The sequence below is a fragment of the Mesorhizobium sp. M0011 genome (assembly GCF_040324155.1).
Classification (GTDB): domain Bacteria; phylum Pseudomonadota; class Alphaproteobacteria; order Rhizobiales; family Rhizobiaceae; genus Mesorhizobium.
On record NZ_JAMYVQ010000032.1, the window covers coordinates 49098 to 72966 of the forward strand.

Annotated in this window: 25 protein-coding genes; 11 read left to right on the top strand and 14 right to left on the bottom strand. The window is 63.9% G+C overall.

What is annotated here, in order from left to right; translation table 11 throughout:
* The first annotated feature begins 239 nt into the window (after nucleotides 1-239).
* The 3 genes from NKK51_RS26870 (at nucleotide 240) to NKK51_RS26880 (ending at nucleotide 4718) form a co-directional block, all read left to right on the top strand.
* Nucleotides 240-2909 (top strand): DNA translocase FtsK, encoded by a 2670-nt coding sequence (locus NKK51_RS26870; RefSeq protein ID WP_352555141.1) that lies wholly within the window; start codon nucleotides 240-242, stop codon nucleotides 2907-2909.
* Between the two features lie 151 nt (nucleotides 2910-3060).
* Entirely contained in the window at nucleotides 3061-3744 is a 684-nt protein-coding gene (locus tag NKK51_RS26875; protein ID WP_292337420.1) for an outer-membrane lipoprotein carrier protein LolA, read from the top strand.
* 167 nt (nucleotides 3745-3911) lie between these two features.
* On the top strand, nucleotides 3912-4718 hold the full coding sequence (locus NKK51_RS26880; protein ID WP_127396140.1) for an exodeoxyribonuclease III: 807 nt from the start codon (nucleotides 3912-3914) through the stop codon (nucleotides 4716-4718).
* A gap of 29 nt (nucleotides 4719-4747) precedes the next feature.
* On the opposite strand, the gene NKK51_RS26885 is transcribed toward NKK51_RS26880, so the two are convergent.
* The 4 genes from NKK51_RS26885 to NKK51_RS26900 form a co-directional block, all read right to left on the bottom strand.
* The gene (locus tag NKK51_RS26885; RefSeq protein WP_352555143.1) at nucleotides 4748-5422 is read right to left on the bottom strand and encodes a DUF8692 domain-containing protein; all 675 of its coding nucleotides are present in this window, start codon (nucleotides 5420-5422) and stop codon (nucleotides 4748-4750) included.
* Between the two features lie 224 nt (nucleotides 5423-5646).
* Nucleotides 5647-6714 (bottom strand): glycosyltransferase family 9 protein, encoded by a 1068-nt coding sequence (locus NKK51_RS26890; RefSeq protein ID WP_196815326.1) that lies wholly within the window; start codon nucleotides 6712-6714, stop codon nucleotides 5647-5649.
* 254 nt (nucleotides 6715-6968) lie between these two features.
* Nucleotides 6969-7424: a cyclic nucleotide-binding domain-containing protein gene (locus NKK51_RS26895; RefSeq protein WP_023811239.1), complete on the bottom strand. Its 456-nt coding sequence runs from the start codon at nucleotides 7422-7424 to the stop codon at nucleotides 6969-6971.
* A gap of 120 nt (nucleotides 7425-7544) precedes the next feature.
* Entirely contained in the window at nucleotides 7545-8228 is a 684-nt protein-coding gene (locus NKK51_RS26900) for a response regulator transcription factor (protein ID WP_013528898.1), read from the bottom strand.
* Nucleotides 8229-8372: 144 nt separating this feature from the next.
* Here NKK51_RS26900 and NKK51_RS26905 point away from each other — a divergent pair, with 144 nt between their 5' ends.
* On the top strand, nucleotides 8373-8909 hold the full coding sequence (locus NKK51_RS26905) for a L,D-transpeptidase family protein (protein ID WP_206638052.1): 537 nt from the start codon (nucleotides 8373-8375) through the stop codon (nucleotides 8907-8909).
* A gap of 80 nt (nucleotides 8910-8989) precedes the next feature.
* Here NKK51_RS26905 and NKK51_RS26910 read toward each other — a convergent pair whose 3' ends face one another.
* The gene (locus NKK51_RS26910; protein WP_352555145.1) at nucleotides 8990-9256 is read right to left on the bottom strand and encodes a hypothetical protein; all 267 of its coding nucleotides are present in this window, start codon (nucleotides 9254-9256) and stop codon (nucleotides 8990-8992) included.
* 131 nt (nucleotides 9257-9387) lie between these two features.
* On the opposite strand from NKK51_RS26910, the gene gcvA reads away from it, so the two are divergent.
* Nucleotides 9388-10323 (top strand): transcriptional regulator GcvA, encoded by a 936-nt coding sequence (gene gcvA, locus NKK51_RS26915; RefSeq protein ID WP_023811236.1) that lies wholly within the window; start codon nucleotides 9388-9390, stop codon nucleotides 10321-10323.
* A gap of 112 nt (nucleotides 10324-10435) precedes the next feature.
* Here the strand turns inward: gcvA and NKK51_RS26920 are convergent, their stop codons facing one another.
* Genes NKK51_RS26920 through tsaD form a run of 6 tightly spaced genes read right to left on the bottom strand, consistent with a single transcriptional unit; the run spans nucleotide 10436 to nucleotide 14449 of the window.
* Nucleotides 10436-10852: a DUF1761 domain-containing protein gene (locus tag NKK51_RS26920; protein ID WP_352555147.1), complete on the bottom strand. Its 417-nt coding sequence runs from the start codon at nucleotides 10850-10852 to the stop codon at nucleotides 10436-10438.
* 52 nt (nucleotides 10853-10904) lie between these two features.
* Entirely contained in the window at nucleotides 10905-11561 is a 657-nt protein-coding gene (locus tag NKK51_RS26925; protein ID WP_352555167.1) for a class I SAM-dependent methyltransferase, read from the bottom strand.
* The gene (locus NKK51_RS26930) at nucleotides 11558-11983 is read right to left on the bottom strand and encodes an EVE domain-containing protein (protein ID WP_352555149.1); all 426 of its coding nucleotides are present in this window, start codon (nucleotides 11981-11983) and stop codon (nucleotides 11558-11560) included. Before NKK51_RS26930 ends, NKK51_RS26925 begins: the two co-directional genes overlap by 4 nt.
* A 36-nt stretch (nucleotides 11984-12019) precedes the next feature.
* On the bottom strand, nucleotides 12020-12316 hold the full coding sequence (locus NKK51_RS26935) for a YciI-like protein (RefSeq protein ID WP_127269714.1): 297 nt from the start codon (nucleotides 12314-12316) through the stop codon (nucleotides 12020-12022).
* Between the two features lie 31 nt (nucleotides 12317-12347).
* Entirely contained in the window at nucleotides 12348-13367 is a 1020-nt protein-coding gene (locus tag NKK51_RS26940; RefSeq protein WP_352555151.1) for an NAD(P)H-dependent glycerol-3-phosphate dehydrogenase, read from the bottom strand.
* A complete protein-coding gene (gene tsaD, locus NKK51_RS26945; protein WP_196815327.1) occupies nucleotides 13364-14449 on the bottom strand; it encodes a tRNA (adenosine(37)-N6)-threonylcarbamoyltransferase complex transferase subunit TsaD in 1086 nt (361 codons plus the stop codon). Before tsaD ends, NKK51_RS26940 begins: the two co-directional genes overlap by 4 nt.
* 101 nt (nucleotides 14450-14550) lie before the next feature.
* Here tsaD and hemC point away from each other — a divergent pair, with 101 nt between their 5' ends.
* The 6 genes from hemC to NKK51_RS26975 all read left to right on the top strand — a co-directional run bounded on the left by hemC (nucleotide 14551) and on the right by NKK51_RS26975 (nucleotide 20658).
* On the top strand, nucleotides 14551-15477 hold the full coding sequence (hemC, locus tag NKK51_RS26950; protein ID WP_128304142.1) for a hydroxymethylbilane synthase: 927 nt from the start codon (nucleotides 14551-14553) through the stop codon (nucleotides 15475-15477).
* 1 nt (nucleotide 15478) lies between these two features.
* Nucleotides 15479-16192 carry a uroporphyrinogen-III synthase gene (locus NKK51_RS26955; protein ID WP_352555153.1) on the top strand — a complete coding sequence of 238 codons (714 nt, stop codon included), beginning with the start codon at nucleotides 15479-15481 and terminating at the stop codon, nucleotides 16190-16192.
* Nucleotides 16193-16302: 110 nt separating this feature from the next.
* Nucleotides 16303-17799: a COG4223 family protein gene (locus NKK51_RS26960; RefSeq protein WP_352555155.1), complete on the top strand. Its 1497-nt coding sequence runs from the start codon at nucleotides 16303-16305 to the stop codon at nucleotides 17797-17799.
* 10 nt (nucleotides 17800-17809) lie between these two features.
* Complete coding sequence (locus tag NKK51_RS26965; protein WP_352555157.1) at nucleotides 17810-19411, top strand: heme biosynthesis protein HemY; 1602 nt, start codon at nucleotides 17810-17812, stop codon at nucleotides 19409-19411.
* Nucleotides 19412-19447: 36 nt separating this feature from the next.
* Nucleotides 19448-19927 (top strand): tellurite resistance TerB family protein, encoded by a 480-nt coding sequence (locus NKK51_RS26970; RefSeq protein WP_127268697.1) that lies wholly within the window; start codon nucleotides 19448-19450, stop codon nucleotides 19925-19927.
* Nucleotides 19928-19941: 14 nt separating this feature from the next.
* Entirely contained in the window at nucleotides 19942-20658 is a 717-nt protein-coding gene (locus NKK51_RS26975) for a glutamine amidotransferase (protein ID WP_128304138.1), read from the top strand.
* Between the two features lie 96 nt (nucleotides 20659-20754).
* Here NKK51_RS26975 and NKK51_RS26980 read toward each other — a convergent pair whose 3' ends face one another.
* The 3 genes from NKK51_RS26980 to NKK51_RS26990 form a co-directional block, all read right to left on the bottom strand.
* Nucleotides 20755-21063, bottom strand: coding sequence for an NIPSNAP family protein (locus NKK51_RS26980; protein WP_023811223.1), 309 nt, complete (start codon nucleotides 21061-21063; stop codon nucleotides 20755-20757).
* 49 nt (nucleotides 21064-21112) lie between these two features.
* Nucleotides 21113-22351 carry an MFS transporter gene (locus NKK51_RS26985; RefSeq protein WP_352555159.1) on the bottom strand — a complete coding sequence of 413 codons (1239 nt, stop codon included), beginning with the start codon at nucleotides 22349-22351 and terminating at the stop codon, nucleotides 21113-21115.
* Nucleotides 22352-22512: 161 nt separating this feature from the next.
* Nucleotides 22513-23613 (bottom strand): aminotransferase class I/II-fold pyridoxal phosphate-dependent enzyme, encoded by a 1101-nt coding sequence (locus NKK51_RS26990; RefSeq protein WP_352555161.1) that lies wholly within the window; start codon nucleotides 23611-23613, stop codon nucleotides 22513-22515.
* Nucleotides 23614-23869 lie beyond the last annotated feature (256 nt).

Consider the following 23869-nt stretch of genomic DNA (forward strand, 5'->3'; position numbering starts at 1 on the left):
CCCGATCTTTGTTCCAGACGACCAATGGCGGGCTGCCAGCCCGCCATTGTGTCGTTCGATGGAAGCTCCATCGGCCCGTCGTCCATCATTGCCTCGAGCGGCTCAACCGGCGGTAAGAGGTTTGATCATCTCAACCTCTTATAGTTAATGCGCCCTTAACCTTCCCACCGATAGTCTGAGACCCGAATCTGCCGGAATGCGCCACGCACCCGGCGAGTCCACGACAGACGGGGAAGAGCATGCGTTCAGGGGCTTCAGCACCGCTCGCGCTGGCCGATACGGGGCACGGCATCCAGGCGTTCGCACGGCGTCAGGTCGGGCGGCTGGTCGGCGTCGGCCTGTTCGCGCTGGCCGCCTTTGGCGTTGCCAGCCTTGCCACCTGGAATGTCGCCGATCCGAGTTTTTCCCACGCGACGAACAACACCGTCACCAATGCCATGGGCTATGCGGGTGCCGTGTTCTCCGACCTGGCCATGCAGTTCTTCGGCCTCGCCGCCGTCGCCGCCTTGGTTCCGACGGTCATCTGGGGATTCCTGCTGTTTTCCGCACGCGGCGTCGACAGGCTGCCCAAGCGCGGGTTGTCCTGGTTCGGCTTCGCGCTGCTGGCCGCTGCGATGGTCGGCTGCGTCGTGCCGCCCAAGACCTGGCCGCTGCCCACCGGCCTCGGCGGCGTGTTCGGCGACATGGTGCTGAAGATCCCCGGCGTCGTCATCGGCGGCTATCCGACCGGGCTGATCGCCAGCATCATCGCCATCCTGCTGTCGGCGCCCGCACTGTGGCTCTTCGCCCATGGCTCGGCGCTGATCGGACGCAAGAACGGCTTCGCCGTGATGGAGGACGAGCCCGCCGTTGATCCGCGCGAGGACGACCTTTTGTTCGACAATGACGAGGACGAAGGCGACGAGGGCATCCTGGCGCTCGGCGCCATCACCCATTGGTGGCTGTCGCTGCGCGCGTGGATGCACCGCCGTGCCTTGCGCCGCAGGCAGGAGCGGGACGAGTACGAGCCGGAGATGGAGCAGCGCTCCACAGCCTGGCGGCGCGCCGCCGAACGGGTCGAATCGGCGGAGTTTGCCGAGCAGCGGATGAGCCAGGATGGCCGCGCCCGCGTCGAACCCGAATTCTTCGCCGCCATGGTCAATGACCGCAGCGCCTCGCTCGACCCCGACGATGCCGATATCTTCGAGGACCGCTTCGACAATGCGGGCGAGGATGCCGATTTCGACGATGAACCTGTCGTGCAACGCCGCGGCGCGTCGACCGCCAAGGTGCAGCCGTTCCGCTCCGACGCAGCCACCCGCGTCGAGGCGCCGGCGGCGCGCCCCGTGCCCGGCGCCCGTGTGCAGCGCGAGGCGCAGACATCGCTGATCGGCTCGGAAAAGTTCGAAATGCCGTCGCTGCACTTCCTCTCCGAACCGAAGAACGTGGTGCGCGACGCCAGCCTGTCCAAGGACGCGTTGGAGCAGAACGCCCGCTTGCTCGAAGGCGTGCTGGAGGATTTCGGCGTCAAGGGCGAGATCATCGCCGTGCGTCCGGGTCCGGTGGTCACGCTCTATGAGCTCGAACCGGCGCCCGGCATCAAATCGTCGCGGGTCATCGGCCTGTCCGACGACATCGCCCGCTCGATGAGCGCCATCGCCTGCCGCGTCGCGGTGGTGCCAGGCCGCAACGCCATCGGCATCGAACTGCCGAACGCCAAGCGCGAAACCGTCTATCTCAGAGAGATCCTGGCCAGCCGTGACTTCGAGACGACGAAGGCCAAGCTGGCGCTGGCGCTGGGCAAGACCATCAATGGCGAGGCGGTCATCGTCGACATTGCCAAGATGCCGCACGTGCTTGTCGCCGGCACCACCGGCTCGGGCAAGTCGGTCGCCATCAACACCATGATCCTGTCGCTGCTCTACCGGCTGACGCCGCAGGACTGCCGGCTGATCATGATCGATCCGAAAATGCTGGAACTCTCGGTCTATGACGGCATCCCGCATCTGCTCACGCCCGTCGTCACCGATCCGAAAAAGGCCGTGGTGGCGCTGAAATGGACCGTGCGCGAGATGGAGGACCGCTACCGCAAGATGTCCAAGGTCGGCGTGCGCAACATCGACGGCTTCAACGCCCGCGTCAGCCAGGCGGACAAGAAGGGCGAGAAGATCTCACGCACCGTGCAGACCGGCTTCGACCGCCAGACCGGCGAGGCGATCTACGAGACCGAGAACCTCGATCTCGAGCCGATGCCGTATATCGTCGTCATCATCGATGAGATGGCCGACCTGATGATGGTCGCCGGCAAGGACATCGAAGGTGCCGTGCAGCGCCTGGCGCAGATGGCGCGCGCCGCCGGCATCCATGTCATCATGGCGACGCAGCGGCCGTCGGTCGACGTCATCACCGGCACCATCAAGGCCAATTTCCCGACCCGCATCTCCTTCCAGGTGACGTCCAAGATCGACAGCCGCACCATTCTGGGTGAGCAGGGCGCCGAGCAGCTGCTCGGCATGGGCGACATGCTCTACATGGCCGGCGGCGGTCGTATCCAGCGCGTGCACGGCCCGTTCGTCGCCGATGAAGAGGTCGAGAAGATCGTCGCGCACCTGAAGCTGCAGGGCGTGCCGGAATATCTCGACGCCATCACCGAGGATGACGGCGAGGACGACGACGAGCCGTCGGGCAAGGGTGGGTCCGGTGGCGGCAACAGCAATTTCGAGGATTCCGACGATCCTTACGATCAGGCGGTCTCCGTGGTGCTGCGCGACGGCAAGGCCTCGACCAGCTATATCCAGCGCCGGCTGGGCATCGGCTACAACCGCGCCGCCTCGATCATCGAGAAGATGGAGAAGGAAGGTATCGTCGGCCCGGCCAACCATGCCGGCAAGCGAGAGATCCTGGTGCCGACCGAAGACGACAAGTTCTGACTGGAAAGCCTGACCCTTGTGACATCCCGGTCCGGCAACCTTGAACCTTTCAAGGCGTTGAAGCGACCAAGGGACGCCCGACCCGCCAAATTTCAGCCTAACTGGGGGTCCAAGCACAGAACAACTCAGGAATCAGATGAGAGTGACCGACATGAAAAACGATCTTTCAGCGCTCAGCACATTTGCTCCCTCCCGGCGTCAGTTGCTGGGCCTCGGCCTGGCGTTTGCGGGGGCGGCAGCCTTCAACGCGGTGCCCGGCTTCCAGGTGCTGGCTTCGGCGCAGGCGGCTGTGCCGGCCGCTGCGCAGAAGATCGCCGACCACTTTTCCTCGGTCAAATCGATGAGCGGCGAATTCGTGCAGTTCGGCCCCAAGGGCGAGCAGACCGGCGGCAAGTTCTTCCTTGAACGGCCAGGCAAGATCCGCTTCAACTATGACGGCTCTTCGAATTTCCGGGTGATTTCAGACGGCAAGTCGGTGGTCATCCTGAACAAGAAGCTCAACACGTCCGATCTCTATCCGTTGTCGAAGACGCCTCTGAAGCTGCTGCTCGACACCAGGATCGATCTCTCCGGCGACCGCGTCAAAAGCGTCAAGCAGGAGGATGACCTCACCACCATCCAGCTCGCCGACAAATCGGTGTTCGGCAATTCGAAGATCACCATGATGTTCGATCCGAAAACCTTCGACTTGCGGCAGTGGACGATCACCGACGCGCAGGGCAAGGATACGACGGTGATGATCTTCAACACCAAGGAAGGCGTCAGCTTCGCGCCTGATACTTTCGCCATCGACTACACGGCGAACCGCGAGCTCAACACCAACAAGGCGCGCTAACCCAGTTGTTATAGCTGTGGAAAGCACCGGGCCGCGCCTCGTCGGGCGTTGGCCGGCTTGTCTTTGCGGCCCGCGGCTGGCAATTTCCCGGACTGACTCCGTCAAAAGGCGTCTTCCCCGCCGGAACCCATCGGTTCTGGCCGGTCGCACGCTGTCCTGGATTGCCAATGCCCTTCTCCATCGCCACCTGGAACATCAACTCCGTTCGCCTGCGCATGCCGATCGTCGAGCGCCTGCTCGTCGAGCATGCGCCCGACGTGCTGTGCCTGCAGGAAACCAAGGTTCCCGACGAACTCTTTCCCGAAAAGGCTTTCCGCAAGCTCGGCTACGAGCACATCGCCTTCCATGGCCAGAAGGGCTACCACGGCGTAGCAACCGTGGCGCGGCGGCCGATCGAATTGGTCGAAAAGCGGCGCTTTTGCGAGATCGAGGATAGCCGGCACCTCTCGGTGACGGTGCGGGCCGGCGGCAAGGCGATCCTGCTGCACAATTTCTACGTCCCGGCGGGTGGCGATGAACCGGATCCCGTCATCAACAGGAAGTTCAAGCACAAGCTCGATTTCGTTGCCGAGATGAATGCCATTCGGGCAGAACATGACGAGGTGTCCGGCTCGGTGCTGGTCGGCGACCTCAACATCGCCCCGCTCGAACATGATGTCTGGTCGCACAAGCAATTGCTCAACGTGGTCAGCCACACGCCGATCGAGACGGAAAATTTCGAGGCGATGCGCCGCGCCGGCGACTGGGTCGACCTGATGCGGCTCAACGTGCCGCATGAGCAGAAGCTCTACACCTGGTGGAGCTATCGCGCGCAGGATTGGGAGCTGTCCAACCGCGGCCGCCGTCTCGACCACGTCTGGTCGTCGCCGAACCTGGTGCCCAGCTTTTCCGGCTACGAAATCCTGCGTCCGGCGCGCGGCTGGGAGCGCCCGTCGGACCATGTGCCTGTGATCGCGCGGTTCGATCTGGACTAGCCTGCTTGAAGATGCGGGGCCTGCGGCAGTCAGTCGGTAGAAGTGGAGTCGGCTGGATCCACCCACGGACGGCCCAATCGTGTCACCATCGCCGCGTACCCAACGGTACCTGCCGCCCAAAGGAAGATGCCAAGCTCTTTGACGACGTCTTCGGCGATGGCGGCCGCAGAACCAGGGGTAGGAAACAGCTCTCCGAGCTGGTCGATGGATGCTGACATCGCGAGCAGGAAGCCTGCGGCCACAAAGACGATCGTGCCGTCGAATGTCTTTCGTCGCAGCCGAAAGAACCAGAACAACCCGGCGGCGGCGTAGACAATCATCGGAACGATCTCCGGTATCCCTACAATGGGCAGCACGTCCTCATGGATCAACAACAGGTCGTCGAGGCCCAAGAACAGGGTAAGGCCGCCGAGAAACGTGCAATCCCATCGATGCGTGAGCAGGCCAGCAAACAGGGTCGCAGCGCCGGTGCCGATCCATAGCGAAGCACCCAGGGACGAAATCCACCCCGTATAGAAGCCGACTTCGGCGGCTGCAGATGGATCTCGATAAAAGATCCAGGCGTCCAGGCCACGAATTTGCGCGATGAACAGCGCGGCTAAGAGCATCGCAACATTAATCGCCGTCGCCGCCAGTACGACCAAGCGCCAGGCTATCGTCCATTCGCCGCCATGCTTGGTGCGCGACGCGTTGTTCTCTGGCATTGCTATTCTCATTGAGGACTGAGAGGAACTCCACTGGAACCAAAGTACGACAGCCGCCAGATCTGCCGCCGAGAACTCCGCCTGCATTGTGCCGGTGGCTTCGCCCCACCGAACCCATTGTACCATGGCGTCGATGTTCAGGTGAGGCTGGCCTGCAAATGGCCGACCTGAATCTCAACGCGCTTCGAAGCGCGACCAAATGAATTCAAGTTCAAACGGCGCGCTCAAGTCTTCATGCATGTCGTTGTCGCGAATTGCTGGGCTGACAGGCCAGCGAGATCCGGCAGATGGGGATGGTCGCGGCGGCGCGTCGCCAGCATCCGTTGCGCCGCTTCGATGATTGTCGACGCAGGCACATTGGCGACCAGGCCGGTCGGGCTTGCAAGACGGGATTCGATCACGTCCACGCAGTTCGAAAGCGGCCTCCAACGGGCCATGTTGGCGCCGCCACTGAGGATAACCATCGGCGTCATCACGGTTGCCATGAGATGTGCGGTACCGCCTTCGGCGCCGATGTAAAGATCGGCAAACTCGCCGAGCGCCAGCAAGATGTCGCCGATATCGACACCCTCGATCGCGGCGGAATCAACAAGCCGCAGCTTCGGTACGCGCTGAGCCAGTTCAGCCATATCGGGACCATCGCCGGGGGTTTTCACATAGAGAAGGTCCGCCCCGTCGGCGATCAGGCCGTCGGCGATCGCGGCAACCTGATCCGCCGACATGCGCTTGCTGGCGCTGCCGTGCGCCGCGATAATGATCAACGGAGCATGCTTGCCATGCGCAAGGCCCCTGGCCGCCGCTCGTGCGGCCGGGCCAGGCTCCAGCCGATGATCGAAAGGCAGCCGCTTGCCGGCAAGGCGTTCGATGAGACGGTGGTAGCGCCAGGCATTGTGCCCGGGTCGTGCTTCAGGCCTTTGGCCCAGGCGCCAGGAAAGGGCGAAAGCCGGAAAGTTTGCCTCATAGGCGATGCCGCGGCCGAGCAGTGATGCCGAGGCTTGAAGCAGCCAACGCGCCGAGATGCGGAAATCGACCACGGCCAACCGCCCCTTGCCGTTGCAGTGACCGGCGATCAGGCACGCCAGGGACGTCCGCACATTGATCGCATCGACCAAATGGCCGGCATGGCGATTGAGGCTATGTTCAAGGGACGACGATCGGGTGGTTCCGTAGACGATGAAACTATCAGGGAATGCCGTTCTGGCGGCGCGCAAAGCCGGAATCCGGATTAATCCGTCGCCGAACGCGTCATTGCGGGAATACAAGATAATCGTCTCGTACCGCCCTGACGGCATGGCTCGCTCCCCCCAGGAGCCTGGTGGTGGTGGCGCCTGCTGTGCCGGCCGCCTTCGAGGTGCTTTAGGATTTCACCTCATGCCTGTCAACGGACCCTTGCCTCTGGATCCGGGCGTCCGGATGAACGAGCCATTGGCGATTCCCGCTCCGGCCGCAGTGCGCCACGATCAGTTCATCGCGGCCAATGTCGTTGAAAACGCTGCCGCGCTTCCGCCTTTGGCCGCGAAACAACAGCTTCGCAGGCGGGCAGCCTTTAGCCGGAGAAGCGCGGCGCCAGTTCCTCGATGCGGCGGATCATCGCCTGAAATTCCTCCGAGATGCGCTGGTGGAGCTTGACCGCGATCTCGGGATATTCCTCCAGGATGCGGCGGAACATCTTGCGGCTGAGCCGCATCACTTCCGAATCGATCTCGGCCGAGGCGCTGGTCAACCGATTGGTGTCGGCGATCAATGCCAGTTCGCTCAGGATCGTGCCGGGGCCTGCCGTGCCAATCGGGATGCGTTCACCACCCTGCTCCCGGTAGAGCACGATGCGCCCGCTGACGACGATATAGGCGGAATCGGCCTCGTCGTCCTCGCGATAAAGCTTGTGGTTGGCAATCAGCCTGGTGTTCTCGGCGCCAAAGGCGAGCAGGCGCAATTGTTCCTGCGTGAAGCCCTCGAAGAGCCTCACGGCGGACAGGACGCGGATGTCGTCATCCAGCGCCATCTAGCTATGTCCCCGAACCGACAGTCCGACTCCTCCTCTGCGAGTTCGATCCAAACCACCCTCCAACTGGATCGTACCCGAAAGCGGCCCCGCCCGACCGCTCATTGGATAATGAAATGTTTAAGGAACCAGCTTGTAGCCGCCGCTTTCTGTCACAAGAATTTCCGCATTGGAAGGATCGCGCTCGATCTTCTGGCGCAGCCGGTAGACATGGGTTTCCAGCGTGTGCGTGGTGACACCGGAATTGTAGCCCCATACTTCCTCGAGCAGCACGTCGCGCGTCACCACCTTCTGGTCGGCGCGATAAAGATATTTGATGATCGAGGCTTCCTTCTCCGTCAGCCGCACCTTGCCGCCGCGCGGGTCAAGCAGCAGTTTCTGGCTGGGCTTGAAAGTATAGGGCCCGACCGAGAAGGTGGCGTCCTCGCTCTGCTCATGCTGGCGCAGCTGCGCCCGAATGCGTGCCAGCAGCACGGCAAAGCGGAACGGCTTCGTCACATAGTCGTTGGCGCCGGCCTCGAGCCCAAGAATCGTATCCGAATCGGTGTCGTGGCCGGTCAGCATGATGATGGGCGCCTTGTAGCCGCCCTTGCGCAGGATCTTCACCGCTTCGCGGCCATCCATGTCGGGCAGCCCGACGTCCATGATGAGCAGATCAATGAGGCCGCCGCGCGCTGCGGCGACACCTTTTGCCGCAGTCGATTCCTGCAGCACGTCGAATTCCTCATAAAGGGATAATTGCTCGACCAGTGTGCCGCGCAGGTCATCATCATCGTCGACGATCAGTATGGTGCGTGAAGTCATGGATCAATCCGTTGTTTTGAAAAGAAAATTCAGTTGACCGCTGCCTGTTTATGCGGAAGCTGACCGGCGCAACAGCCGTTCACAGTGATTTGTTCCGTGGCACGATCATACAAGAAAAAACACGATCGCAATGCAGCCGGCGCAATTTTGCGAAAAGGGCTGCGTGTGCTGACCGTGCGGGCCAGGCCTGGGCATTCAAGCCAGGGCCTGCTGCAGGCCGGGAAAACGGTGTTTGCCTGTGCGTTGGGGCGCGGTGGCATCTCGGCCGGCAAGCGCGAAGGCGATGGCGCCACGCCGCTGGCCGCGATGCGGATACTGTCGGGGTATTTCCGGGGAGATCAGTTCTCCAGCGGCCGCAGGACCCGTCTGGCGATGACGCCGATCGGGCCCGATCTGGGCTGGTGCGAAGTGCCTGACGACCGCAACTACAACAGGCCCGTCAAGATACCCTATGGCGCCAGCCACGAACGCATGCGGCGCGACGACCGGCTCTACGACGCCTGTCTTGTGCTCGACTGGAACCTGTCGCCGCGCCGGCGCGGGCGCGGCAGCGCCATCTTCTTCCATCTGGCGCGCCCCGGCTTCACGCCGACGCAAGGCTGTGTGGCTGTCACGGCTCGTACGATGGCGCGACTGCTGCCACTGCTGTCGGATCGGACGGTGGTGAGGGTGGTAAGATAGTAGGGGAGTAGGGGAGTAGGGGAGTAGGGACAGTCCCGGCGCAGCCTTAGTTTTTCCTATTCCCCTATTCCCCTATTCCCCTATTCCCTTATTCCCCTACGACCAGGTTTCTGCCAGCCGATGTCTAGCAGGCCCAGCCGGCCAAGTTCTCTGTCCATTGCGCGAGCGACGTCACGGCGCTCGCCGCCGATATCGCGCAGTTGGCGATCGGAGAGATCCTCGACGTCCTGGTAGGCAATGTCGCGGCGGGCGAGGCGTATCGCGACCCGGGCGTGGCGCAGCCAGTCGAGGGTTTCGGCCAGCCAGGCCGGGCGGAGTGTCGATGAATTCAAAACGATGATGGACATGGTTATGATCCGTTGTCTCCGGATATCAAATCCGGCTTGATGATGTGTCGATGATGGGATCATGCCATATTGAAATCCCTGCGAGAAACGAGTAGTTTTCTCTGGATCATCAAGTTTTATTTGAGGATAGGATGGCTCGTCTTCTGCCCGGGACTCGTGCCTTGAGGACGCTGGAAGCAGCGGCCCGGCACCTCAATTTCACCCGCGCCGCCGACGAGCTCGGCCTGACACCGGCCGCCGTCAGCCATCAGATCAAGGAAATCGAGGATCAACTCGGGCTGGTGCTGTTCACGCGCACCAGCCGCACCATCCGGCTCACCGAGGCGGGGACGGTGCTGTTCGACGCCTCGGCCGACGCGCTCGACCTGCTTGGCCGGGCCGTTTCGCGGGCGCAAAAGCTGGCGCGCGGCACCGCCCTTTTGAAGGTAACGCTCGACGCGCAGTTCGCGTCAAAATGGCTGATGCGACGCGTCGACGATTTTCGCAAGCATCACCCCGATATCGAATTGCGATTCGACATTGCCTATGAAGTGCGGGATTTCGAACTCGATGACATCGATGTCGGCATCCGTTTTGGCGCCGGCAAATATCCGGGTCTTCGCACCCACCGGCTGTTCGACAACATCCTCATTCCGGTGTGCAGCCCGAGCCTCTTGACGTCCGGTCCGCCGCTGCGTGAGCCGCGCGACCTCTTCAATCACACGCTTGCGCATATCGAATGGTCGCGGCAAGGCGTGACATGGCCCAACTGGCGGATGTGGATGGCGGCGGCCGGCATCAATGATTTCGACGACAGCCGGACCGTCGTCTTCGGAAACTCCACGGATGCCGTCCAGGCAGCGCTCGACGGCAATGCCGTTGCGCTCGCCGATTTCGCCATGGTGGCGAACGACCTTTCCCTGGGCAGGCTGGTGCAGCCTTTCGAACTCGGCCTGCGGGTGGCGCCCGAGTTCGCCTACTTCCTGGTCTATCCCGAAAATACCGGCGACGATCCGCGCATCGTCGCCTTTCGCGAATGGATGCTCGAGGAAGTCGCCAAGACGCGGACCACGGACAAAGGGCAGTAGGGCAGTAGGGCAGTAGGGCAGTAGGGCAGTAGGGCAGTAGGGCAGTAGGGATTGCAGTCGGTGCCGTTTGCCCCTATTCCCCTACTGCCTTACTGCCCTACTCCCTTCTTGATCAGCTTGCCGCCGCGCCGAACCAGCCGATCACGGCGCCGATGATCAGCAGCACGCCGAGCCAGTGGCCGCCGTCGATGAGGGTCAGGTCCCAGCCGAAATTCTCGTAGCGATGGTTGACCGAGAGCGTCGTGGCGACGAAACCCAGCCAGAGCACGAAGCCGAAGACAAGTCCGGCGAGCAATGTCGGCTCGCCGCCGGTCATCGCGCCGACGACCAGGGCCAATATGGTGGCCATGACCAGTTCGGCGATGAAGCTGATGACGAAGGGCAGCGGCGATTTTTTCATCGTCGCCGGATCGAGCTTGGCGGCCTTCAGCCACGCCTTGCTCAGGCCCATGTACCAGGCGGCGCCGAACAGCCACGCGGCGATCGCGGCAGCGACCACCGCCAGCCAGTTCACTGCTGAAAAATCCATGAGCTTCCCCCTCCAGATGCGAACTTGATGGAACGCCTGTTCGGCGTTGGCGTCAAGCAAACCGCCAGACAGTAGTATGCTTGACGAGCGCATCCTCCAGTGCCCGCGTGACGGCCACCTCATACACAGAAAGCGGCTCCAGCCCTGCCTTCGGCAGATACGACCGTCCGGGATCGCCGACGAGGATCTCGGCGCCGCGGGCCTTCAGCGTTGCGAACCATGGCATCAGCCGGTCCGCGAAAGATTTGTCGTAGAAAACATCACCGGCCAGGATCACGTCCCAACCTGCATCGGTGCCGATGCAATCCGTGCCGAGGAATTCGGTCCCGACACCGTTGATCTCGCTGTTGAGCCGGATCGCGGTGGCACAGAACGGATCGATGTCGGTTGCGATCACCTTGGCGGCACCTGCCTTCGCGGCAGCGATGGCGACAAGGCCGGAGCCGGAAGCGAAGTCGAGCACGCGCTTGCCCCGCACCGTGCCGGGATTGTCCAGGACATGGCGGGCAAGGCCCTGGCCGCCGGCCCAGGCAAAGGCCCAGAAAGGCGGTGGCAGGCCGATCTCGACCAGCTCATCCTCGGTCCGCTGCCACAAATCATGCGCTTCGTCGGCAAGATGAAGCAGGATCTCCGGCACGTGCGGCGGCGCCATCAGCGCCGTGTTGTCGAGAATGAATTGCCTCGCGCTGTTGGGCGTCAGCGCCGTCACGGAGCCGGCGTCAAGCCGCCCATGCGGCAGACTTCCTTCCACTCGGCCGGCGTCACCGGCTGCACGGAAAGCCGGCCGAGCCGCACCAGCGCCATGTCGGCAAGCTTCGGATTGGCCTTGACCTGTTCCAGCGTCGGCGGGTTCGGCACATCCCTTACGGCGCGGAGGTCGACGCATTCCCAGCGCGGATCGTCCGAGGTGGTGTCGGGATGGGCAAGCGCGCAGACTTCAGCGATGCCGACGACGTTCAGCCCTTCGTTGGAATGGTAGAAGAAGCCGAGATCGCCGATCTGCATGGCCTTCATGTTGTTGCGCGCGGCGTAGTTGCGCACGCCGTCCCATTGCGTGCCGGCCTTGCCCTTGGCCTTCAGCATCTCGAAGGAGAACTTGAATGGCTCGGATTTGAACAGCCAGTAGTTCATGTCTTTCTCCTCCTTGGAGTCGCGCGGCGACCGGGATTAACTAGCCGCCGGCTTGTTGAACGTCCAGTTCCACGGGCGGATTTCGACGCTTTCGAACAGCCCGGCCTTGGCGTAGGGGTCGGCCGCCGACAGAGCCTGCGCACCTGCCAGGTCGGACGCTTCAACGACCACGAGGCTGCCATTGGGCTTGCCCTCGGCATCAAGGAACGGGCCGGCGAAGGCCAGCTTCTTGTCGCCGTTCAACCCTTCGAGAAAGGCAATATGCTCGGGCCGCGTGTCGAGGCGCACCTGCAGGCTTCCGGGCTTGTCCTTGCAAATCACAGCAAACAGCATCTTTTTTCTCCTGATCGTTCAGTCGTGGGGATCAATCGTTGGTTTCGGTCTTCAGCGGCCGAGTCATCAAGGCCGTCACAGCCTGCCGGACGGTGATGGCACCGTCCAGTATGGCGGCGACGGCGGCAATGATCGGCGCGTCGATGTTGCGCTCGGTGGCGATGCGGGCAGCGATCGCCGCCGTCGGCACGCCTTCGGCGAGCGGCAATCCGGCAAGCGGCTTGCCTTGGCCGAGCGCCAGGCCATAGGCGAAATTGCGCGACTGGGTGGACGAGCAGGTCAGCAGCAGGTCGCCAAGGCCGGAAAGCCCCATCAGCGTTTCGGGCCTGGCGCCGAAGGCAGCGCCGATGCGGCGCAATTCGACAAAGCCGCGCGTCACCATTGCGGCCTGGGCGCTGGCCCCGAGACCTGCGCCAGCGACAGCACCTGCGGCAATGGCGAAGACGTTCTTCAAGGCGCCGCCGATCTCGACGCCGATCAGGTCGTCGTTCGAATAGCAGCGCAGGTTTTCGGCGGAAAAGCGGGCGGCGAGATCGGCGGCCAATGCCTCGTCGCGGGCAGCGACCACAACGGCCGTCGGCAGGCCGCGGGCGACGTCGGTGGCGAAGCTCGGACCCGACAGAGCGGCAACCGGATTTAGCGGCAGGATTTCTTCGACGATCGCCGACAGCAAGGCGCCGGTCTCGCTTTCGATGCCCTTGGCACACAGAACCAGCGGGACACCGGCCGGCATCTGGTCCTTCGCTGCCGCCAGCGTAGTCCGCAGCGACTGGGCCGGCGTCACCGCCAGCACGCAGTCGGCACCGTCGAGCGCGGCCTGGATGTTGCTCGTCGCCACGATGCCGGGCTGGAGCGCAATGCCCGGCAGATAGCGTGGATTTTCGCCGCGGTCGATCGCGGCGACGGTCTCCGGGTCGCGCGCGTAAAGGCGGACGAAATGGCCGGCGCGCAGCATGGCCAAGGCCAAGGCAGTGCCCCAGGCCCCGCCGCCGAGCACGGCAACGCGCCAGCCGGTTGGCGCGGTGTCGTTGCCGCTTGCCAGCTCGTTCATGCCTTGGCTCCGCGCCGGCCGGAGCCGACCATCGGCGCCGAGATGCTGTCCAGCGGCCAGCGCGAGCGCGGCACGAAATCGAAGCCGTTCTCCTGCGCCATGCCGGCGCGCAGCCGCTCGATGCCGGCCCAGGCGATCATCGCCGCATTGTCGGTGCAAAGCTTCAGCGGTGGCGCAATGAAGGTGAAGCCGGTCTCGGCACAGAGCCGCTCCAGCATGATCTTGATCGTGCGGTTGGCGGCGACACCACCGGCAACGACGAGGGCCGGGTTTTTCGTGCCGGGAAATGTCTCGCGAAAGCGCGTCAGCGCGCGGGAGACACGGTCGGCCAGCGCATCGGCCACCGCTGCCTGGAACGAAGCGCAGATGTCGGCGACGTCCTGGTCGCTCAGCGGCGCAATGGCGCTCGCCGCCTGGCGCACGGCGGTCTTGAGGCCGGAGAAGGAGAAGTCGGGCTGGGCCGAGCCCTTCATCGGGCGCGGAAAGGCAAAGCGCGAGGCATTGCCGGCCTGTGCCGCCTTCTCGACATTCGGTCCGCCGGGATAGGCCAGGCCGAGCATCTTGGCCGTCTTGTCGAAGGCTTCGCCGAGCGCGTCGTCGATGGTCGTTGCCCAGCGCTGGTAGTCGCCGACGCCGCGCACGGCGACGATTTGCGTATGGCCGCCGGAGACCAGCAGCAAGAGATAGGGAAAGTCGAGCCCGTCGGTCAGCCTTGCGGTCAGCGCATGGCCTTCGAGGTGGTTGATGGCGATCAGCGGCTTGTTCGCCGCCGCGGCGATTGCCTTGGCGGTCATCAGCCCGACGATCAGCCCGCCGACCAGGCCGGGACCGGCGGTGGCGGCAATCGCGTCGATATCGGCGAGCGCCGTGCCCGAATCGGCAAGCGCTGCCTCGATGATGCCGTCCAGCGCCTCGACATGGGCACGCGCGGCGATTTCCGGCACGACACCGCCGAACGCGGCATGTTCCTCGATCTGGCTGAGCACGATGTTGGACAGGATTTTTGGCGCGGCGTCGCCGTCGATGGCCACCACGCTGGCGGCGGTCTCGTCACAACTCGTCTCTATGCCCAGCACGCGGATCAATTCGTCGCTGTCCCTAAAGATTGTATCATTGGGCTTTCCCCGTTAGGAGAACCCCGGAAAAGCCTCGCTTGCCGGGGGGTTATCACGGACTGCGCGCCATGCAAACAATCTTGAGAATCGGAACACGCGGCAGCCCGCTGGCGCTGGCACAGGCGCATGAAGCACAGGCGCGGCTGATGGCCGCGCATGGCATGCCGGCGGAGGCGTTCGAGGTGGTCGTCATCTCGACCAGCGGCGACCGCATCCAGGACCGGCCGCTGTCGGAAGCCGGCGGCAAGGGCCTGTTCACCAAGGAGATCGAGGAAGCGCTGCTGGCGGGCCGGATCGATATCGCCGTGCATTCGTCGAAGGACATGCCGACGCAACTGCCCGACGGTCTCGAACTCTCGGCCTTCCTGCCGCGCGAGGATGCCCGCGACGCCTTTGTCGGCAAGGCGGCGAAGACGATCGCCGAACTGCCGCGCGGGGCGAAAGTCGGCTCGTCGTCGCTGCGGCGGCAAGCGCTGATCCGCCGGATGCGGCCGGATCTCGACGTGGTGATGTTCCGCGGCAATGTGCAGACGCGGCTGCGCAAGCTTGAAGAAGGCGTCGCCGCCGGCACGATCCTGGCCTATGCCGGGCTGAAGCGGCTTGGGCTCGAGCATGTCGTCACCGACCTGATACCGCTCGATGTCTTCCCGCCGGCGCCGGGGCAAGGCGCGATCGGCATCGAAACCCGTATCGGCGACCGCGATGTCGAAAAGATGCTGGCAGCCGTCCATGATGTGCCGACCGGCCAGGCGCTGGCCTGCGAGCGTGCCTTCCTGGCGGCGCTGGATGGCTCCTGCCGCACGCCGATCGCCGGCTATGCGGCGATCGCGGCCGGAAAACTGTCTTTTGCCGGGCTGATCATCTCGCCCGACGGGACGCAGTCGCACACGGTCGAGCTGCAGGGGGCAGCGCAAGACGCCGCCCGCATCGGCGGTGAAGCGGCCCGGAGCGTGCGCGCCAAGGCCGGCGAAAAGTTCTTCGACGGCTGGCTCTGAAATGCTTCGCGTCCTGGTGACCAGGCCGGAACCGGGTGCTTCGCGCACTGCGCGTCGGCTTGAGGAGACGGGCTTTCAGCCGGTTCTTTTGCCCCTGACCGAAACAAAGGCGTTGCCCGCCGCCGGACTGACCCTGGACGATGCCGTCGCGGTGGCCCTCACCAGCGCCAATGCCGTGCGCCATGCGCCGGAAGAAATCATCGCGACGCTCGCCGCCTTACCTTGCCATGCGGTCGGCAAAAGGACGGCGCAAGCGGCGCGTCGAGCGGGGTTTTCGTCGGTCAGTGAAGGCCCGGGCGATGCGGAGGCGTTGGCCGACAGTCTCGCCGCCGATTTTTCTGGAAAGACGATTGTCTATCTCTGCGGGCGCGTGCGTTTTCCGGCGTTCGAACAGAGGCTCGTGACGGCGGGCGTTCGGGTCCACGCCGTCGAGACGTATGACACGCTGACAATGGGCTATCCGGACGAAGTCATCCTCGAACGCCTGTCCGGGCAACCTGCCGACGCGGTGTTGCTTTATTCAGCCAAGGCGGCGGCGGCGATGCAAATCCTGGCAAGACGGCCCGCTCTGCGCGGACTCTTCGAAAAAACATGGGTTTTTGCGCTTTCCACGCGCATCGCGGCAGCCTTCGACGATGTCGCCAGCGAAAGGATCCGCATTGCCGCGCAACCCGACGAGGATGTGCTGCTGGCGCTTTTGCAGGCGCCGCGCTGAGCCGCGTCATCACACCGCCCCTTTTCACCGCTTGGTGATGTGCTAGACCCTTTCTGAACCATCATGCGCCGCCAGGCGTTGAGACGAAGCGAATTGTGCGGAGCCCAGGCATGGTCAAGACGCCGAAGATGCGACACTCGAAAAGCCGCCGCGAGCCGGTGACCATCGATCTCGAACCGGGCGCCGTCTCACGCATCGCCGACGAGGACGCCGCCAGGCAGGGGGCTCAGACAGACGAGGCGAAGGCCGAGGAAGCAGCGAACGCTTCGCAGCCCGAGGTTCCCGAAGAGCCGGTTCATGCCGACCAGACCGATCTCGAGCCCTGGGAGCATACCGACGCCCGGGCCGAACCGGAGCAGCCGCCGGCAGCGGCGACAAAGCCCGCTAGCGAGGCCGAGATCCCTTATCCCGGATCGTCCGACGAGCCCGGATCGTCCGATGCGCCGGCCGGCAAGACCAAAGCCTATGACTACAGTTTCGAGGACGCATCGGCGAAGCGCACGCAGACTGACGGCAACAAGGCAAAACCCGAGACACGGGGCGAGAAAATGGCGCCACCACCTGAAAAGCGTGGCGGCCTCAACGGCGTCGCCGCCGGCATCATCGGCGGCGTCATCGCGCTGGTCGGCGCCGGCGGGCTGCAATTTGCCGGCCTGCTCGGCGCGCCGGGTTCCGGTGCCGGCGTCTCGCTCGATGGCGTCAATGGCGACATCGCCTCGCTGAAGACCGAAATCGCCGGTTTGAAGGACGCCGGCGGCAACGGCGATGGAGCGGCCAAGATGGTCGGCCTGTCCTCGGGCCTTGAACAGGTCAAGGCCGATGTGGCGGCGCTGAAATCGGCTGTCGAGAAAGGTGGAGCAGGCGACGCAGCCGGGGTCGCCGCACTGGGCGACAAGGTCGCGCAGATCGAGACGGCGGTCGCCGCCCTCGGCAAGGCCGGCAGCTCGGCGCCGGTCGATCTCGGTCCGCTCAACGAGAAACTGGCAGGCCTCGACGCGCTGGTGAAGTCGGCCGGCGAGGCTACGACGGCGCAGGAGGGCCGGCTGACGGCGCTGGAGCAGTCTGTGTCGCAGCTGTCCGGCAAGGTCGAAGCGGCGGCGGGACAGCCGAAGATCGCGCTTGCCATCGCGGCGTCGGCCTTGAAGGCGGCGCTGGAGCGTGGCGGGCCGTTTTCGGCCGAACTCGAAACCCTCGCTGCGATTTCGCCCGATGCGCCGCAGCTTGCGGCACTGCGCCCCTATGCTGAAAAGGGCGTTCCGACCCGCGCCGAGATCGCGTCGCAGGCTGATGCCGCCGCCAATGCCATGGTCACAGCCGCGACGCCTGTCGATGAGAATGCCGGCTTCGTTCAGAGCCTTCTGTCGAGCGCCGAATCGCTGGTCAAGGTCAGGCCGATCGGTGCCGTCGAAGGCGCCGGCGCACCGGAAACCGTCGCGCGCATGGAGGCGGCGGTCAACCAGGGCGATTACGCCAAGGCACTCAGCGAGTATGAAACGCTGCCCGAGGCCGCCAAGGCCGCTGGCGCGGACTTTGCCGGCAAGCTGAAGGCACGCATCGAGGTCGAAACCCAGGTCGATGCGCTGATCTCGGGCGCGATGAAGGCATGAGGGCAACACAATGATCCGCCTGCTCGCCTTCCTCATCGTCGTTTTCGCGCTCGGGCTGGGCTTTGCCTGGCTGGCCGACCGGCCGGGCGACATGGTCGTCACTTTCAACGGCTATCAATACCAGGTCAGCCTGATGGTGGCGGCGGTGGCCGTCGTTGCCGTGGTCGCCGCGGTGATGATCCTGTGGTGGCTGCTTAAGTCGCTGTGGAACAGCCCCTACACCATCTCGCGCTATTTCCGTGTCCGCCGCCGCGACCGTGGCTACCAGGCGCTGTCGACCGGCATGATTGCCGCCGGCGCCGGTGATGGCGCGCTGGCCCGCAAGAAGACCAAGGAAGCCGCCAAGCTGATCCGTTCCGACCAGGAGCCGCTGATCCACCTGCTGGAAGCGCAGGCGTCGCTGCTCGAAGGCGATCATGAAGGCGCGCGGCAGAAATTCGAAAGCATGCTCGACGATCCGGAAATGCGGCTGCTGGGCTTGCGCGGGCTTTATCTGGAAGCCGAACGGCTCGGCGACCGCAACGCCGCCAGGCATTATGCCGGCCGTGCCGCGGTGATGGCGCCGCAGCTGGCCTGGGCGGCGGAATCGACGCTGGAAGAGCTGACCGCGCGCGGCGACTGGGACGGCGCCCTGAAACTGGTCGACGCGCAGAAATCGACACGGCAGATCGAACGCGATGCCGCCAACCGCCGCCGCGCCGTGCTGCTGACCGCCAAGGCACAGGCGCTTGCCGACAGCGATCCCGCTGCCGCCAGGACGGCGGCGATCGAGGCCAACAAGCTCAGGCCCGATTTCGCGCCCGCCGCCGTTGCCGCCGCGGCCGCATTGTTCAAGCAGAACGACGTGCGCAAGGGCTCGAAAATCCTCGAGGCGGCGTGGAAGGCGGAGCCGCATCCGGAAGTCGCCGAGCTCTATACCCATGCAAGGCCGGGCGACGCCGTGCTCGACCGCCTCAACCGGGCGAAGAAGCTGCAGGAAATGAAGAAGAACCACGCCGAGTCCTCGATGACGGTGGCGCGCGCCGCGCTCGACGCGCAGGATTATTCGACCGCCCGCCGCGAGGCCGAGGCGGCGATCCGGATGGACCGCCGCGAGGGCGCCTATCTGCTGCTCGCAGACATCGAGGAGGCCGAGACCGGCGATCAGGGCAAGGTGCGGCAGCTGCTGTCCAGGGCGGTGCGGGCGCCGCGCGATCCGGCCTGGGTCGCAGACGGCGTGGTATCGGAACGCTGGGCGCCGGTATCGCCGATCACCGGCCGGCTCGACGCCTTCGAGTGGCGCGCGCCGATGGAGCGTCTTGGCCAGTTGATCGACAGCCATGATGACGTGCCCGCCAGCGCGGCGCCGGTCATCGAAGCATTGGCAAAGCCGACGAGCGAAAAAAGGCCGGTCGAGGTGATCGATGATGCCGGTCCTGACACGTTTGCGGGCAAGGATGCCGAGCGCCACGAGGATCATGTCAGGCCGATCACGGCAGCGGCCTTCGCCGCGGTGCCGAGTGATGCGGAGGGCGTCGAGCCGGCCGAGGAGCTTGCGCGGTTGCCGGACGATCCCGGCGTCGATCCGGACGAGGAAGCGGAAAAATCGCCGCGCCGGTTTCGGTTGTTTTGAGTTGGGCCGGCCGTCGAGCCGTTGGGGAATGGATCTATGTTTGAACGCGTTCTGTCGTTTCTCAGGGATTTGCCGGCCGGTGCCGGCACGCGTGCCAGCACGGACGATCCGCGCATCGCTGCCTCGGCGCTGCTCTACCATGTGATGAACGCCGATGGCGTGCGCCAGGATGTCGAGTGGGAGCGGTTCAAGGCGGTGCTGGCGGAGAGCTATTCGATCAGCGGCACGGAACTCGAAGCGCTTGCCGCCGCCGGCGAGCGGGCCGACAACGAGGCGATCGATCTCTATGCCTTCACCAGTGTCCTGAAGCGCCATCTCGATGCCGATGCGCGCAAGGCCTTCATCGGCCTGATGTGGGAAATCGTCTATGCCGATGGCGAGTTGCACGAGCTCGAGGACAACACCGTCTGGCGCGTCGCCGAGCTGATCGGCGTTGAACGCCATGATCGTGTCGAGGCGCGCCGCAAGGCGGCGGCGCACGCGCCCGGCGCCACCGGAACATCGAGCGACGAATAGGATCTTCGCTTCCCATGCCGCGCCAAACGAGTTCGAAGCCAAAGATCCTGATCGTGCTGCATCAGGAGAGTTCGAGCCCGGGACGTGTCGGACACATGTTGCTGGAAGAAGGGTTCGATCTCGATATCCGCCGGCCGCCGCTTGGCGACGCCTTGCCCGAAACACTGGACGACCACGCCGGCACGGTGGTGTTCGGCGGCCCGATGAGCGCCAATGACGAGGACGAGTTCGTTCGCCGCGAGACCAACTGGCTGGAAATACCGCTGAGGGAGAACCGGCCATGTCTCGGCATCTGTCTCGGCGCACAGATGCTGGTCAACTATCTCGGCGGCAAGGTCGAAGGACACGGTGAAGGGCTGGTCGAGGTTGGCTGGTATCCCCTGAAGGCGACCGAAGCCGGCAAGCAACTGATGCACTGGCCGGAGATGGTCTACCAGTTCCACCGCGAGGGTTTTTCGCTGCCCAGGGACGCGACGCTGCTGGCGACCGCCGAAACCTATCCCAACCAGGCCTTCCGTTACGGCGACAATGCCTGGGGCATCCAGTTCCATGGCGAACTGACCAGGGTGATGATGCAGCGCTGGGTGGTGCGCGGCGCGCATCGCTTCGAATTGCCCGGTGCCCAGCCCGGCCGCGATCATCTCGGCGGCCGGCTGATCTGGGACATGCATCTCAAGCGCTGGCTGGACGAGTTTTTGCGGATGATTTTCGGCAAGCCGAGCAATGGCTAAAGCGCGTCGCGTTTGAACGGATTCAGGCGCCGCGCTTTAGGTCTTTGTCTTTATGCATGTAGGTCTCCCAAAACCGGGGCCACTTTGCGACATGCATCAAGGTTCGAGCACCGGCCGCAGGAAGCTGCGCTCGTAGCTGAGAATGCTGCGATTGCGTTTTTCCATTTCAAACACTTCCTGGCATTCCGGGTCGGCAGCCATACGCTTGCGATAGTCCTCGTAGGCGGCGAGGCTCGGGAAGCTGAACATGGCAAAAGCGACATTGTTAGCCCCCTCGCTCGGAAGGAAATAGCCGTGATGGTTTCCGCCGAGGCGGTTGACCAGGCCTATCCAGCGACGGCCATAGTCTTCGAACTCGGCAAGCTTGTAGGGGTCGATGACATATTTCAGGTAGCAAGTGATCATGGGAGCTCCTGTGTATAGGCGAGGCATGTCGGCTGTCAGCCGTAAGAGATCAGTTGCGTCCGTTGAGGTGGCGCACCTTGCGCAGTTGCGGGAACAGCACCATCCACAGGCCCGCGACGGCGATGGCGCCGATGCCGCCGATCACCACGGCCGGCACCGTGCCGATCAGTGCGGCCATCGTGCCGGCGCGGAATTCGCCGACCTCGTTGGAGGCTCCGACAAAGACCTGGTTGACGGCGTTGACGCGGCCGCGCACCTCGTCGGGCGTCCACAGCTGGATCAGGGTCTCCCTGATGTAGACGCTGAACATATCGGTGGCGCCGAGGCCGGCAAGGGCTACGATCGACAGCCAGGTGATGGTCGAAAGGCCGAACAGCACGGTGAAGGCGCCGAAAGCGGCGACGAAGCCGAGCATGATCTTGCCGGCATTGTCTCGCAGCGGGTGACCGGCAAGCCAGACGGCGACGCAGATGGCGCCGATGCCCGGCGCCGAGCGCAGCAGGCCGAGGCCCCAGGGGCCGAGTTCCAGAATATCGCGGGCATAGACCGGCAGCAGCGCCGAGGCGCCAGACAAAAGCACGGCGAAGAGATCGAGCGAGATGGCGCCGAGCACGATCTTCTCGCTCCAGATATAGCGAAAACCGGCAAACAGCGTTTCCATCGTCGGCTTGTCGGTGACGCCCTGCTGCGCGGGCTTGGGAATGGTGAAGATCAGCAGGCCCGCCACGAGCATCAACACAGAGGCCACTCCGTATGCGATCTCGGGCGAGACTCCATAGAGAAGGCCGCCGGCAACCGGGCCTACGATAGTCGCCGTCTGCCAGGCGGATGAATTCCAGGCAATCGCATTGCCGAAATCCTCCGGCGGCACCAAATTGGCGAATAGCGACGACGAGGCCGGTCCGTAAAAGGCGCGCGCCAGGCCAAACAGCGCCAGCACGATGAAGATCGGCAGCGGGCTGACGAGGCCCCGCAGCGTGAAATACAGGAGAACAAGCGCACAGCATGCCTCGACCACAGTCGCCAACGCCATGATCAACCGGCGGCCGAAGCGATCGGCGACGACGCCGGTGACCAGCACCAGCAGCAGTGAAGGCAGGAACTGAACGATGCCGACAATGCCGAGATCGAAGGGATCGCGCGTCAAATCATAGACCTGCCAGCCGACCGCGACAGACACGATCATGGTGGCGAATGTGGTGAGGAAACGTGCCGCCCAATAGCTCAGGAAGGAGCGATGGCGGAACGCGGCATAGCGCTGATCCGGCGATATCTGTTCTGCTGTCATGATTTAAGAGGCCCCGTTGCAGTGACGTCAGCTGGCGGGGCACTTCCACGATGGGCGCTGGTCCGGCTGGCGGAACTTTTAGCTCAGTTCGCGCGGATATGCGTCAAAATCAGCGCTGGATCAAGAAATTTTCAGCCTGTTCCATCGCCGGCACGCGGTAGTTACTGCCGCAGCGCGACGGAGATCGCGTCGAGACCACCGCGCAATTCGGCTTCCGTCGGCCAGCCAAAGCCGACGCGGAAGAAGCGCTTCTCCATCTCGAACCAGTGGCCGGGCCCGACATAGGTGCCATGGTTTTCCAGCAGGTTCACATAGAACCGGTCGAGGTCGAAGCCAGGTTCGACATTGAGGCGCGGGAAGCCTACGACGCCACCTTCGGGCCGCACCCAGTCGACCAGCGGTTCGCGATCGATCCAGGCCTGGACGATGTCGCGGCGCCCCGCCATTTCGGGCAGCAGCGTCGACAGGAAAGCGTCCCGGCGCTCGAGCATGCCCCGCGCAATGCCTTCGTCGATAACGCTGCCGCAAATGCCGATCTGCTCCTTGGCGGCGAGGAATTTTTCCTGAAGCTCAGCGTCCCTGGTGATCAGCCAACCGATGCGGATACCGGGAATGCCGAAGGCCTTGGACAATGACGAGACGCTGATCGCCTTCGGGCTCAGTGAGGCAGCAATCGGCAGCCGCCGGCCGTAGGAAAGGTCGCGATAGGTCTCGTCGACCAGCAGACGGCAGTTGCTGCTTTCGGCAAGCGCCACCAGGGCATCGAGTTCGGCTCGGCTCATCATCGTGCCGGTCGGGTTATGCGGGCAGGTGACGCTGATCAGCTTCGTGTCCGGCCGCATCGCCGCCTTGACGCGTTCGACATCGATGGCGAAGCCTTCCTCGAAGGCCAGGTCGACAAAGCCGATGGCGCAGCCGATCGCCCTTGGGGTTTCGATGTTGGTGGCGTAGTTGGGCCTGATGACGACGAGATGGTCATTGGCCGACAAGAGCGAGGTCGAGATGATGAACAGCGCGCCCGCGGCACCGGCGGTGACCAGGACATCATCCGGTGAAATGCCGGCATCCTGCGCCGAGATCAGGGCACGCAACTGCTTGTCGCCGCGATGCTCGCCATAGAAAAGCGTGAGATCAGGCAGCGACAGGCCGATGTCGGAGAGCTTCTGGTCGGCGATCGAACTTTCCGAAAGATTGTAGCGGATACGGTCGTAGCCGTATTCTTCCGGCGCTTCTTTCTCGATCACCATCCTGGTGTAGTTCATGGCTCGCTCCCCAAGGCCCCGTCCGTCCATCCAAGCCATAAAAACATGAAGCCTGCCAAGGCGGATTCGCCGGCAGGCTTCTGTTCCAGTCGTCCTAACTGTTGGCGCAGGACTGAACTAGAGCGATTCCTATTTTGAGAGAATCGTAGGATTCCAAAGCCGGATGTTTGTGATTCAAGATGCTGGCTGGATTGGAGGCCAGCATCTGATGACGCGAGCGCTTTCAAATGATCTTCGTGAGCGTGCAGTAGCGGCG

Bases quoted from the DNA above. Each gene is read 5' to 3' on its own strand.
- NKK51_RS26870 (WP_352555141.1), top strand. From the start codon at position 240: ATGCGTTCAGGGGCTTCAGCACCGCTCGCGCTGGCCGATACGGGGCAC.
- NKK51_RS26875 (WP_292337420.1), top strand. From the start codon at position 3,061: ATGAAAAACGATCTTTCAGCGCTCAGCACATTTGCTCCCTCCCGGCGT.
- NKK51_RS26880 (WP_127396140.1), top strand. From the start codon at position 3,912: ATGCCCTTCTCCATCGCCACCTGGAACATCAACTCCGTTCGCCTGCGC.
- NKK51_RS26885 (WP_352555143.1), bottom strand. From the start codon at position 5,422: ATGCCAGAGAACAACGCGTCGCGCACCAAGCATGGCGGCGAATGGACG.
- NKK51_RS26890 (WP_196815326.1), bottom strand. From the start codon at position 6,714: ATGCCGTCAGGGCGGTACGAGACGATTATCTTGTATTCCCGCAATGAC.
- NKK51_RS26895 (WP_023811239.1), bottom strand. From the start codon at position 7,424: ATGGCGCTGGATGACGACATCCGCGTCCTGTCCGCCGTGAGGCTCTTC.
- NKK51_RS26900 (WP_013528898.1), bottom strand. From the start codon at position 8,228: ATGACTTCACGCACCATACTGATCGTCGACGATGATGATGACCTGCGC.
- NKK51_RS26910 (WP_352555145.1), bottom strand. From the start codon at position 9,256: ATGTCCATCATCGTTTTGAATTCATCGACACTCCGCCCGGCCTGGCTG.
- gcvA (WP_023811236.1), top strand. From the start codon at position 9,388: ATGGCTCGTCTTCTGCCCGGGACTCGTGCCTTGAGGACGCTGGAAGCA.
- NKK51_RS26920 (WP_352555147.1), bottom strand. From the start codon at position 10,852: ATGGATTTTTCAGCAGTGAACTGGCTGGCGGTGGTCGCTGCCGCGATC.
- NKK51_RS26930 (WP_352555149.1), bottom strand. From the start codon at position 11,983: ATGAACTACTGGCTGTTCAAATCCGAGCCATTCAAGTTCTCCTTCGAG.
- NKK51_RS26935 (WP_127269714.1), bottom strand. From the start codon at position 12,316: ATGCTGTTTGCTGTGATTTGCAAGGACAAGCCCGGAAGCCTGCAGGTG.
- NKK51_RS26940 (WP_352555151.1), bottom strand. From the start codon at position 13,367: ATGAACGAGCTGGCAAGCGGCAACGACACCGCGCCAACCGGCTGGCGC.
- hemC (WP_128304142.1), top strand. From the start codon at position 14,551: ATGCAAACAATCTTGAGAATCGGAACACGCGGCAGCCCGCTGGCGCTG.
- NKK51_RS26955 (WP_352555153.1), top strand. From the start codon at position 15,479: ATGCTTCGCGTCCTGGTGACCAGGCCGGAACCGGGTGCTTCGCGCACT.
- NKK51_RS26960 (WP_352555155.1), top strand. From the start codon at position 16,303: ATGGTCAAGACGCCGAAGATGCGACACTCGAAAAGCCGCCGCGAGCCG.
- NKK51_RS26965 (WP_352555157.1), top strand. From the start codon at position 17,810: ATGATCCGCCTGCTCGCCTTCCTCATCGTCGTTTTCGCGCTCGGGCTG.
- NKK51_RS26970 (WP_127268697.1), top strand. From the start codon at position 19,448: ATGTTTGAACGCGTTCTGTCGTTTCTCAGGGATTTGCCGGCCGGTGCC.
- NKK51_RS26975 (WP_128304138.1), top strand. From the start codon at position 19,942: ATGCCGCGCCAAACGAGTTCGAAGCCAAAGATCCTGATCGTGCTGCAT.
- NKK51_RS26980 (WP_023811223.1), bottom strand. From the start codon at position 21,063: ATGATCACTTGCTACCTGAAATATGTCATCGACCCCTACAAGCTTGCC.
- NKK51_RS26985 (WP_352555159.1), bottom strand. From the start codon at position 22,351: ATGACAGCAGAACAGATATCGCCGGATCAGCGCTATGCCGCGTTCCGC.
- NKK51_RS26990 (WP_352555161.1), bottom strand. From the start codon at position 23,613: ATGAACTACACCAGGATGGTGATCGAGAAAGAAGCGCCGGAAGAATAC.